This window comes from Mesorhizobium sp. M0244 (genome assembly GCF_040321795.1).
Taxonomy (GTDB): domain Bacteria; phylum Pseudomonadota; class Alphaproteobacteria; order Rhizobiales; family Rhizobiaceae; genus Mesorhizobium.
Genome location: NZ_JAMYSE010000149.1, coordinates 1 through 10,349 on the forward strand (window position 1 = coordinate 1; position 10,349 = coordinate 10,349).

The window sequence follows — 10,349 nt, forward strand, 5'->3', positions numbered from 1 at the left end:
CCAGCGTGACAAAACCGCCCCCGAGGCCACGGCCCGCGTCTGTCTCCCCGTCACTATACGGGGAGAAAGACGCTGGCAGGGCAATGAGGGGCGGCGCCGACCTTCTTGAACATCAACACCCCCCAGCTCAGTGCGGCGGCTTGTCTTTGAGGCTTGCGGCTGGCAGATTCCGGGCCGACTCTTTCATGGGCGCATGACCCCTGGCCAAAGGCGTTCACCTTTGGCATTTCATGCGCGGCTCCGGATCCTTTGTGCATGTCCTTTTCCGTCGCTACCTGGAACATCAACTCCGTCCGGCTGCGCATGCCGATCGTCGAGCGCCTTCTTGGGGAGCAGGCGCCGGACGTTCTCTGCCTGCAGGAAACCAAGGTTCCAGACGAATTGTTTCCGGAGAAGGCCTTCCGCAAGCTCGGCTACGAGCACATCGCCTTCCATGGCCAGAAGGGCTATCACGGCGTTGCGACCATAGCGCGCCGGCCGATCGAGATCGTCGAAAAGCGCCGCTTCTGCGAGATCGAGGACAGCCGGCATCTATCGGTCACCGTCAAGGCCGGCGGCAAGACGATCCTGCTGCACAATTTCTACGTTCCGGCCGGTGGCGACGAGCCAGACCCGACCGTCAACCGCAAGTTCAAGCACAAGCTCGATTTCGTTGCCGAAATGAATGCCGTCCGCGCCGAGCATGACGATCACTCCGGCTCGATCCTGGTCGGCGATCTCAACATCGCGCCGCTCGAGCACGATGTCTGGTCGCACAAGCAGCTCCTCAACGTCGTCAGCCATACGCCGGTCGAGACGGAAAATTTCGAGGCGATGCGGCTCGCCGGCAACTGGGTCGACCTGATGCGGCTCAATGTCCCTTACGAGCAGAAGCTCTACACCTGGTGGAGCTATCGCGCCCAGGATTGGCAAGCCTCAAATCGCGGCCGGCGCCTCGATCATATCTGGTCGTCGCCAAACCTTGTGCCGCATTTTGCCGGCTATGAAATCCAGCGGCTGGCACGCGGCTGGGAACGGCCCTCGGACCATGTGCCGGTGATCGGACGCTTCGACCTGGATTAGTTTTGTCCGCCTTACGCAGCTCAGGGAAACCTGAAGGACTCGGCGATGTAGTCCGGGCGGGCGTTCAGCGAGGCGAAAACATCCTCCAGATCAGGCGTGTCCGCCAATATGCCTGACAGGACCAGCGTGGTCGCGACGCTGACGCCGATACCACCGGCGATGTCGTGTTCGACGCTGTCGCCGACGCAGACCACGCTGTCGCGATCCGGATTGTCCGCCAGTGCCAGGGCTGCCTCGAATATCTGCGGATAGGGCTTGCCGATGCGCGTGACGCTGCCGCCGAGGCTCTCATAGAGATCGGCGAGCCGGCCGGCGCCGAAGCGAGGGCCGACGGCAGTCAGCATGATCTTGTCGGGATTGGTGCAGAAGCATGGCACCTGCCGCGCTGCCGCCGGACCAAGAAGCCGGCGATAGTGGTCGAGGTCGTAACGGTCGCCCTCGCTGGCGGAAATCAGCACCAGTTCGGCATCGCTACCGTCCTTTGCCAGGACGAAGGGCAGGCCGTCGACCGCCGACCGGTCATTGTCGCGGCTGATCAGCAGGCATTTTGTCTCCGAGCGCAGGGCTCCGGATGCCGCCATTTCGTGGAACGAGCGCCACGCCACCTCGCCAGAGGAGACAAAGTGATCCCAGCTTCCCGGTTCGAAGCCGAGCTTCAGCAGGCGGCGCTCATTGGGTTCGGCCCGCTTGCCGGAATTCGAGATCAGCACGGTGGTCTTGCCGGCGCGCTTGAGCGCCGACAATGCTTCGACAGCGCCGGAATACGGGTTGGTGCCGTCGTGCAGCACGCCGAACTGGTCGACCAGGAACACCTGGTAGCGCTCGGCCAGCGCGCCGATGCCGTCGAGATGTTGAACTGCCGTCATAAAAGCCCCGCTGCGCTTGCGCCCATCAGCGCCAGCCGCGCCGTGCCGGCGGCGGCCTCATCCGACAGAGCCGGCAAGAGGGCGACGCCAAGCTTGCGCCGCCGGATCGCCGTCCAGGCCGGATTTGCCGCGCCACCACCGACGCTCCTGACCGATGTCAGCCGGGGTGCGCCGAGTTCAGCAAGCCGGCGATAGCCGAGCGCTTCGATCGCCGCAATACCCTCGAACATGGCTTTCAGATAATCGGCGTCGTCGGCAGGCCGCGGCTCGAGACGCGGCGGCAGCGCCGGATCGGCTATGGGGAAGCGCTCGCCGGGCACCGGCAGCGGGTAATAGTCGAGGCCGGTCTGCGTCGCGGGGTCGATTTTTTTGCTGAGTTCGATGATGCGGCCGACGGGAAAATGCTGGGCCAGCACCTTGCCGCCGGAATTCGAGGCGCCGCCCGCCAGATAGGTGTCTCCCAGCCTGTGGCTGTAGATGCCGAATTGCGGCGCCGAGATCGGCCGATCGGAGAGGATCTTGATGGTCAGCGATGAGCCGAGCGCAGTGACGCCGTCGCCCGCAGCCGTTGCACCGGTCGCCAGGAACGAGGCGCAGCCATCGGTGGTGCCGGCGACCACGACCACGTCATGCGGCAGGCCAAACAGATCCACGGTGCTCGGCGAGAGCGTGCCTGTGATGTCGCCCGGCCGGACAATGCGAGGCAGAAGGTCCATGTGCATGCCGGTTGCGGCGATCCAGTCCGGCCAGCGGCGGGCCTCGACGTCGTAGCCGGTTTTCAGGGCATTGTTCTCGTCACTGATGTCAAAGCGACCGGAAAACTGTCCCGCGATCCAATCGGCCTGGTGCAGCACCCTGATGATTTCGGGGACGACACCGGGCAGGCGCTGGAACCAGAGCGCCTTGGCAAGACCCGAGGTCGGGCCATGCGCGGCGCTCGCTGCCGGCGCCTGGCGAGCGACAGCGGCCAGGATAGCTTTGTCAGCGACCTTGTCGTTGTACATTAACGGCTCGGCCAGCGGCCGCCCGGCAGCCTCGACCGGCAGCAGCGTGCCCGAAGTGCCGTCGACGGCGATCGAGCGGACCGCGGTGCGATCGACCTGGGAAAGCAGCTCAGTCAGTGCTGCGCTTACCGCCGACCACCAGGTAGCGGGGTCGCGGGCGTTCTGGCCAAATCTGTCGAGTGGAACGGTGGACTGCGCGGCGATCGAAAAATCCGGGCGCATGGCGACGGCGCGCGCGCCGGATGTGCCGATGTCGATGCCGATGGCAAGTGGGCCGATTGAAAGCGACATGTCAGCTGCCGGCAGCATTGAGTTTCTGGCGATACTGCTCGGCGTCCCAGTTGATCAGTTCGTCATTCTCCGCCGCTGTCAGATAGTTCAGCTTCGCCGCGACGTCGACCCGCGCGGTCACGTCGGCGAGGCAGCGCTGCATGGCGTCGGCACCGGCGCTGGCGCCGCCGCGCATCAGCACGCCAAGGCCGGGAAACAGGATCGCCACCGGCGCCGTGCCGCACCGCCCGACGACGCGCTTCACGTCCTCGCCCGGTCTCGCCACGACCGAACCCTCGCCGAGAAAGATGACGTGGTCGGGGTAGAGGCTGCCCCCCGAAGCCATGCGGCAGCTTTCGGGGTCGATCGCCACCGCATGCGCCTCGACATCGCCCGGCGATCTGTAGCCGCTGTCGCCGGCCAGCGCCGTCAGCGCCGCGATGTCCGGCTCCGCCACCTGGCGTGGCGGCCGCGCCAGCAGCCGTGTCGCGCGACGCAGCAGCATGTCGGCCTCGGCGACGGTCTCGGCCGCAACGACCAGGCCGTGATTGCCGAGGATCAGGATGTCCACCCCGGGCCGCAAGCGCTCGGCGATGCCCTGGGCAAGCGGCAGTCCCGGCCGGCGATAGGGAACATAGGCCCATTGGTGGCCATCGAGCCGCCTGGCGACCTCGGCCTCGCAGTCGGCCTGCACGGCCAGCGAAATGGTCTCGACGCAGTGGACATGCAGAACGATGCGCTGCGGCATCAGCGCATGCACCGTGGTCTCGATCGACGGGCGCAGGCCGCGGGCATTGAGCGCTTCGATGGCGAAGGCCTGCGGCTGTTCGGCGGCCAGGTCGCGCCGTTCGATGGCTTCAAGCAGCGGCGGGATGCTGACCGGCACCATGATGTCCTCGGCCAGCGCGTCCTTTAGCCAGGTACCCGAGGCCTTGATCCACAGCGTGTCGCCGGCTTTCAGCGAGGTGTTGCCGCCGGCGGCCTGGGTCAGATGCGGGTCGTTGCCGATCTCGGCTGAAAGCGACCGCAGCGCTGCCAATTCCTGCGCATCCGCACTGATCGTCATCGGAAATTCCTCCACAAACCGGCCGCGTGGCCACGGCTTTGGACGTCCCGTTGCCGGGACGAGACTGACGCTGGTATCGCAGATGCGAGTAAGTTACGTCAACAGTGATGTTATCGCGTCAAATCACGCTTGCAATCCGAGGTGCGTTGAGTAAGTTGCACCAATTGCCACGCAAATGGCACTGGGGAGGCAAAGGGCATTGGGAGGTAAGGTTTGAGCGACTCCGGCCGCCAGCGTCAGATTGTCGAGCTTTTGCGGGACCGGCCTTTCGCATCGGTGCGGGAACTGCAGGAGCGGCTTGGCGTGTCGGCGGCGACGGTGCGGCGCGATATCGACAAGATCGACGAGGCCGGCGAAGCGCGCAAGGTCTATGGCGGCATCTCGGCGCTCGATGGCGCTTCGCAAGCCGGCGTCGCCTATGCCAGGCCCTATGACGAGAACCGCGACCTCGCCGTCGAGGCCAAGCGGCAGATCGCCGCTCTGGCGGCGACCATGGTGCGCGACGGCGACGCGGTCATCGTGCATGGCGGTTCGACCTGCTTCCATCTCGGCGTCAAGCTCGCCGACCGCAACATCCGGCTCTACACCAACTCGATGCCGCTCGCGGCCTATCTCAGCGACCACGGCCATTGCAGCCTGACCGTCGCCGGCGGCGAACTGCACCGTGAGCCGGGCATCATCCATTCGCTGACCCAGGCGGTGCCGTTCTACGCCTCGAAGTTCTTTCTCGGCGCGCAAGGCATCGGCCAGGAAGGCCTGCTGGAATCGCACCCGCTGCTGGTCCGCTCGATCGTCGAGCTCAGCCTGTGCGCCGACCAGATCGTCGTGCTGGCCGACAGCCGCAAACTGTCGATCCATGCGCGTAACGTGGCGCTGCCGCTGTCGCGGATCGGTACGCTGGTCACCGATGACGGCCTGTCCGACGCCGATGCGCGCGTGCTCGAAGACGCCGGCGTCATGGTGCGGATCGCCGCGTCCTCGGGAGGCGCCCAGTGAACATCGCGGTCCTCGATTTCGGCAAGACCAATTCGAAGCTGTTCGTCTTCGGCCAGGACGGGCGCATCCTTGACGAGCGCCGCACCCAGCCGAGCTGGATCCGCAAAGGCGGCTTCAGCGTGCTCGACGAGGCAGCGCTGCACGACTGGGCGGCCCGCGCCATCGATGACGCGGTCGACACGCATGGCGTGGACGGGCTGATGGTATCCGGCCATGGCTGCACCTTCGCGTTGATCGACGACGCTGCGCTGACGTATCCGATCCTCGATTACGAGCAGGAACCGCCAGCCGAAATCGCCGCGCGGATCGACCGCCGCATTCCGGATTTTGCCGAGACCTTTTCGCCGCGCCTGCCGCTTGGCTTCAATTACGGCCGCCACATGCTGTGGCTGAAGGAGGTGGAGCCCGACGCCTTCACCACAGCGAAATCGATCCTCGGCTACCCCCAATATTGGAGCTGGCGTTTTGGTGGTCGGCCGGTATCGGAAGTGTCCTATCTCGGCTGCCATTCGCATTTATGGGCGCCGCGCAGCCAAGATTTCAGTTCGCTGGTCGACGCAGAGGGCTGGCGCGGCCAGATGCCCGCCTTCGAGCGTGCCGGCGCGGTGATCGGCGAGCAACGCTTCGGCCAAGCCGCGAAGCCGGTCGCCATCCACAATGGCGTCCACGACAGCAATGCCGCGCTCTATGCCTATCGCCGGCAGCAGCTCGGGCCGGTGACCGTGGTCTCGACCGGCACCTGGGTCGTCGTGCTCAATCCGGACTGTCCGCTCGACGCGCTCGACGGTGAGCGCGACATGCTGGTCAACGTCGATATCGGTGGCGGCCCGGTGCCGACCATCCGCTTCATGGGCGGCCGCGAATTCGCGACGATCAGCGCCGGCTGGCAGGGTGCGATCGCGCCGTCCTCGATCCAGCGGGTGATCGACGCCGGCATCATCGCGCTGCCGAGCTTCGCGCCCGGCGGCCCGATGCCACACCGCCGCGGTGAACTGGTCGGGCGTACGCCCAATGCCGAGGAACGGGCGGCCATGGCGCTGCTCTATGTCGCGCTGATGGTCGATTTGTGCCTTGAGCTGATCCATTCCGACAATACGGTGATCGTCGATGGCGGCCTGAACAATGGCGGCATGCTTGCCGCGCTCTTGGCGCAATTGCGCCCCGGGCAGGCCTTCCTGCAAGGCGCAACGCTGGAGGGCAGCGCCACCGGTGCTGCGGCACTTGCCTTCGAAAGTGCCGGACGCGAATTTGCCACTGAGGCGCCGGAGGCGGTGCATGCGGCAAGCTTCAGCGGCCTTGCCGGCTACCGCAACGACTGGCGCGGCCTTGCCGCCGACCGGGGTGTAGCCAGCGCAGCTGCGGGAGGTGCACGATGAGCGCCGCCGCCCGGATCGAGACGGCCCGCCAGCCGGTGCTGGAAATGCGCCATATCTCCAAGACATTCGGCCCGATCCGCGCCTTGCACGATGTGTCGCTGACCGTCCATGCCGGCGAGCTGCACGCGCTGATGGGCGAGAACGGTGCCGGCAAGTCGACGCTGATGAAAGTGCTGTCCGGCGCCTACCGGCCGGATCCCGGCGGCGAGATCCTGATCGACGGCGTGCCGGCCGCCACCGGCGAGCCGATCAAGGCACGCGCCGCCGGCATTGCGGTCATCTATCAGGAGCTGTCGCTGGCGCCCAATCTGTCGGTGGCGCAGAATATCTTCCTCGGCAACGAGCCGCGACGGTTCGGCATCGTCGACCGCGAGCAGTGCAACCGGCGCGCCAGCGAGATCATCGCGCGGCTCGGCGTGACTTTTTCGGCGCGCACTCCCGTCGCCAGCCTGTCGCTCGGCGAGCGCCAACTGGTCGAAATCGCCCGCGCGCTGTCGACCAATGCGCGCATCATCGTCATGGACGAGCCGACCACGTCGCTGACCTCGCGTGAGACCGACCGGCTGTTCGAGGTGATCGCGACGCTGAAGTCGCAAGGTATCGCCATCATCTACATCAGCCACCGCATGGAGGAGGTCTACCAGCTCGCCGACCGCGTCAGCGTGCTGCGCGACAGCGGCTATGTCGGCACGCTCGATCGCGCTGATCTGAACGCCTCGCGCCTGGTATCGATGATGGTCGGGCGCGATCTGTCGACCTTCTACAAGAAGGATCACCGCCCGCCGGACAGCAAGCGCGCCGTCGCGCTGTCGGTGCGCGGCATGTCGGATGGCAATCTCATAAAAAATTGTTCCTTCGACCTCCACAAAGGCGAGGTGCTGGCTCTGGCCGGCTTGGTCGGTTCGGGCCGCACCGAACTCGCAAGGCTGATCTTCGGGGCTGACCGGCGCACCGCCGGCACGCTGGAACTCGGTGGCAAATCGATATCCATCAATTCGCCGCGCGAGGCGCTCGATGCCGGCATCGCCTACCTGACCGAGGATCGCAAGCAACTTGGCCTGTTCCTCGACATGTCGATCTCCGACAACATCAGCATGGGCGTGCTGGCAAAGGACGCGAAGGCCGGCGGTCTGCGCGACTTCAATGCTGCCGAAAAGCGCGCCGCCAAGGCGGTTTCAGACCTCTCCATCCGCACCAGCCCTGTGCAGGCCAATACCGGCTCGCTGTCGGGCGGCAACCAGCAGAAGGTGCTGCTCGCCCGCCTGCTGGAAACAGAGCCGCAGGTCGTCATCCTCGACGAGCCGACCCGCGGCGTCGATGTCGGGGCGAAGTCGGAGATCTACCGGCTGATCGACAATCTGGCCAAGAAAGGCATCGCCATCCTGATGATCTCCAGCGAATTGCCGGAGGTGATCGGCATCGCCGACCGCGTGCTGGTGATGCGCGACGGCACCATTGCCGGCGAGGTGACGGCGTTGGGAGGCGAGCCACTGCGGCAGGAAGCGATCATGGAACTTGCAACGGGAGCGGCTCAGCAATGACCGACAAGGTGGCCGACACGATGAAAGCGGATGACCGGGCGATCGGCAGGAGCACAAGGTGGCGCACTGCTATTGCCGCGCTCGGCATGCTGCCGATCCTGATCCTGCTGGCCGTCGGCTTCCAGTTCATCAACCCGCGCTTTTTCACCCAGACCAATCTGCTGATCGTCATGCAGCAATCGTCGATCAACATCGTGTTGGCGGCCGGCATGACCTTCGTCATCCTGACCGGCGGCATCGACCTGTCCGTCGGCTCGATCCTTGCCGCCTCAGCGATGGTGGCGGTGATGGTGTCGCTGGTGCCCGATTGGGGACTGCTGGGCGTGCCGGCGGCCATTCTCGTCGGCCTCGGCTTCGGCATCATCAACGGGCTGCTGATCGCCTATATCAAGCTGCCGCCCTTCATCGTCACGCTGGGGTCGCTGACCGCCGTGCGCGGCGTCGCCCGCCTGCTCGGCCAGGACACCACGGTATTCAACTCGGACCTGCCGTTCGACTTCATCGGCAACGGTTCGCTGTTCGGTATTCCCTGGCTGGTGATCATCGCGCTGGCGGTCGTGGTGCTGTCCTGGCTGGTGCTCAAGCGCACCGTGCTCGGCACCTGGATCTACGCCGTCGGCGGCAACGCCGAGGCCGCTAGGCTGACCGGCATCAAGGTGCCGCTGGTGCTGCTCTTTGTCTACGGCGTTTCCGGCCTTCTGGCCGGCCTTGGCGGCGCCATGTCGGCGGCCCGGCTCTATGCCGCCAACGGGCTGCAGCTCGGGCAGTCCTACGAGTTGGATGCGATCGCCGCGGTCATTCTCGGCGGCACCAGCTTCGTCGGCGGCGTCGGCTCGATCTGGGGCACGCTGATCGGTGGCCTGATCATCGCGGTGCTCTCCAATGGGCTCATCCTCGCCGGTGTTTCCGACATCTGGCAGTACATCATCAAGGGATTGGTCATCATCGTGGCGGTCGCCCTCGACCGCTACAGGCTCCAGGCAGGAGCAAGAACGTGATGGCCCTTAGTCGCCGGCAAGGAGCCGGTTTCATGTGTAACGCACCGTGAGAGGCGCGGGGCAATCGGAGGAAAGTAATGAAGACCATCGCTAAACTGCTCTGCGGCGTCGCCCTTGCGGCCGCCGTCATCGCGCCGGCATCGGCCAAGGATTTGAACAAGGTCGGCATCTCGGTCGGCCTGCTCGGCAACCCGTTCTTCGTCGCCACCATCAAAGGCATCGAGGACGCGGCCAAGAAGATCAACCCGAACGTGCAGGTGACGTCGGTATCGGCCGACTACGACCTCAACAAGCAGGTTTCGCAGGTCGATTCCTTTATCGCCGCCGGCGTCGACGTCATCATGCTCAACGCCGTCGATGCCAAGGCGATCGCGCCGGCGGTGAAGAAGGCGCAGGCGGCCGGCATCGTCGTTGCCGCTTTCGACGTTTCGGCGCCGGGCGCCGACGTCACTGTGATGACCAACAACGTCAAGGCCGGCGAAGAGGCGTGCCAGTATCTGGTCGACCATACCGGCGGCAAGGGCGACTACGTCATCCTCAACGGCCCGTCGTCATCGTCGATCTTGGAGCGGGTCAAGGGCTGCAAGGACGTCCTGGCAAAACACCCCGACATCAAGATCCTTTCCGACGACCAGAACGCCGAAGGCTCACGTGACGGCGGCCTGAAAGTGTTCCAGTCGCTGCTGACCCGTTTCGACAAGATCGACGCGGTATTCGCCATCAACGATCCGACGGCGATCGGCGCCCAGCTTGCGGCCAAGCAGCTCAACCGCTCGGAGTTCATCTTCACCGCGGTCGACGGCGCGCCCGATATCGAGAAGGAACTCGCTTCCGGCACGTCGATGATCAAGGCCTCGGCCTCGCAGGATCCCTACGTGATGGCCGGGCAGTCGCTGACGATGGCGGCTGACTTGCTTGCCGGCAAGAAGCCGGCCGAGCCCACCGTGCTGCTCGACCCGAAGCTGATCACGGCCGGGAACCTGAAGGACTACAAGGGCTGGACCGCGGCTCGCTAAGCCTCCCAAGCCTGGTGGGGGGGGGGGGGGCGGGGCCGCCCCCCCCGCGGGGGGGGGCGCGCCCGGGGGGGGGGGGGGTGTAGTTTTTGTGTACGCACCCCAAAACCCCACGCAGCGACCGGCGCCGCGCGCGGGGGGGGGGGGGGGGGGGGGG

9 protein-coding genes are annotated in these 10,349 nt (G+C 65.7%); 6 read left to right on the forward strand and 3 right to left on the reverse strand.

What is annotated here, in order from left to right; all coding sequences use genetic code 11:
• Window positions 1–255: 255 nt before the first annotated feature.
• The gene (locus NKJ08_RS37045; RefSeq protein WP_352786154.1) at window positions 256–1,062 is read left to right on the forward strand and encodes an exodeoxyribonuclease III; all 807 of its coding nucleotides are present in this window, start codon (window positions 256–258) and stop codon (window positions 1,060–1,062) included.
• A 20-nt stretch (window positions 1,063–1,082) separates the two neighbouring features.
• Here the strand turns inward: NKJ08_RS37045 and NKJ08_RS37050 are convergent, their stop codons facing one another.
• From NKJ08_RS37050 to NKJ08_RS37060, 3 genes are read right to left on the reverse strand one after another with little or no spacing between them, the layout of a single operon-like run.
• Window positions 1,083–1,928, reverse strand: a complete 846-nt coding sequence (locus NKJ08_RS37050) for a TIGR01459 family HAD-type hydrolase (protein WP_352786155.1) — start codon at window positions 1,926–1,928, stop codon at window positions 1,083–1,085.
• Window positions 1,925–3,223 (reverse strand): FGGY-family carbohydrate kinase, encoded by a 1,299-nt coding sequence (locus NKJ08_RS37055; RefSeq protein ID WP_352530028.1) that lies wholly within the window; start codon window positions 3,221–3,223, stop codon window positions 1,925–1,927. The genes NKJ08_RS37050 and NKJ08_RS37055 overlap by 4 nt, the downstream gene beginning before the upstream one ends.
• 1 nt (window position 3,224) lies before the next feature.
• The gene (locus NKJ08_RS37060; RefSeq protein ID WP_352530026.1) at window positions 3,225–4,268 is read right to left on the reverse strand and encodes a class II aldolase/adducin family protein; all 1,044 of its coding nucleotides are present in this window, start codon (window positions 4,266–4,268) and stop codon (window positions 3,225–3,227) included.
• A gap of 213 nt (window positions 4,269–4,481) precedes the next feature.
• Here NKJ08_RS37060 and NKJ08_RS37065 point away from each other — a divergent pair, with 213 nt between their 5' ends.
• From NKJ08_RS37065 to NKJ08_RS37085, 5 genes are all read left to right on the forward strand, one after another.
• Window positions 4,482–5,264, forward strand: coding sequence for a DeoR/GlpR family DNA-binding transcription regulator (locus NKJ08_RS37065; protein ID WP_352530024.1), 783 nt, complete (start codon window positions 4,482–4,484; stop codon window positions 5,262–5,264).
• Window positions 5,261–6,640 (forward strand): FGGY-family carbohydrate kinase, encoded by a 1,380-nt coding sequence (locus NKJ08_RS37070; RefSeq protein ID WP_352786157.1) that lies wholly within the window; start codon window positions 5,261–5,263, stop codon window positions 6,638–6,640. Before NKJ08_RS37065 ends, NKJ08_RS37070 begins: the two co-directional genes overlap by 4 nt.
• Window positions 6,637–8,181: a sugar ABC transporter ATP-binding protein gene (locus NKJ08_RS37075; protein ID WP_352786159.1), complete on the forward strand. Its 1,545-nt coding sequence runs from the start codon at window positions 6,637–6,639 to the stop codon at window positions 8,179–8,181. Before NKJ08_RS37070 ends, NKJ08_RS37075 begins: the two co-directional genes overlap by 4 nt.
• Window positions 8,182–8,201: 20 nt before the next feature.
• A complete protein-coding gene (locus NKJ08_RS37080; RefSeq protein WP_502904224.1) occupies window positions 8,202–9,179 on the forward strand; it encodes an ABC transporter permease subunit in 978 nt (325 codons plus the stop codon).
• A gap of 77 nt (window positions 9,180–9,256) precedes the next feature.
• Window positions 9,257–10,195: an ABC transporter substrate-binding protein gene (locus tag NKJ08_RS37085; protein ID WP_352530016.1), complete on the forward strand. Its 939-nt coding sequence runs from the start codon at window positions 9,257–9,259 to the stop codon at window positions 10,193–10,195.
• Window positions 10,196–10,349: the final 154 nt, after the last annotated feature.

What these genes read in the sequence shown, in the direction of transcription:
- NKJ08_RS37055 (WP_352530028.1), bottom strand. Translation starts at nt 3,223, where the DNA reads ATGTCGCTTTCAATCGGCCCACTTGCCATCGGCATCGACATCGGCACA.
- NKJ08_RS37045 (WP_352786154.1), top strand. Translation starts at nt 256, where the DNA reads ATGTCCTTTTCCGTCGCTACCTGGAACATCAACTCCGTCCGGCTGCGC.
- NKJ08_RS37075 (WP_352786159.1), top strand. Translation starts at nt 6,637, where the DNA reads ATGAGCGCCGCCGCCCGGATCGAGACGGCCCGCCAGCCGGTGCTGGAA.
- NKJ08_RS37085 (WP_352530016.1), top strand. Translation starts at nt 9,257, where the DNA reads ATGAAGACCATCGCTAAACTGCTCTGCGGCGTCGCCCTTGCGGCCGCC.
- NKJ08_RS37050 (WP_352786155.1), bottom strand. Translation starts at nt 1,928, where the DNA reads ATGACGGCAGTTCAACATCTCGACGGCATCGGCGCGCTGGCCGAGCGC.
- NKJ08_RS37080 (WP_502904224.1), top strand. Translation starts at nt 8,202, where the DNA reads ATGAAAGCGGATGACCGGGCGATCGGCAGGAGCACAAGGTGGCGCACT.
- NKJ08_RS37060 (WP_352530026.1), bottom strand. Translation starts at nt 4,268, where the DNA reads ATGACGATCAGTGCGGATGCGCAGGAATTGGCAGCGCTGCGGTCGCTT.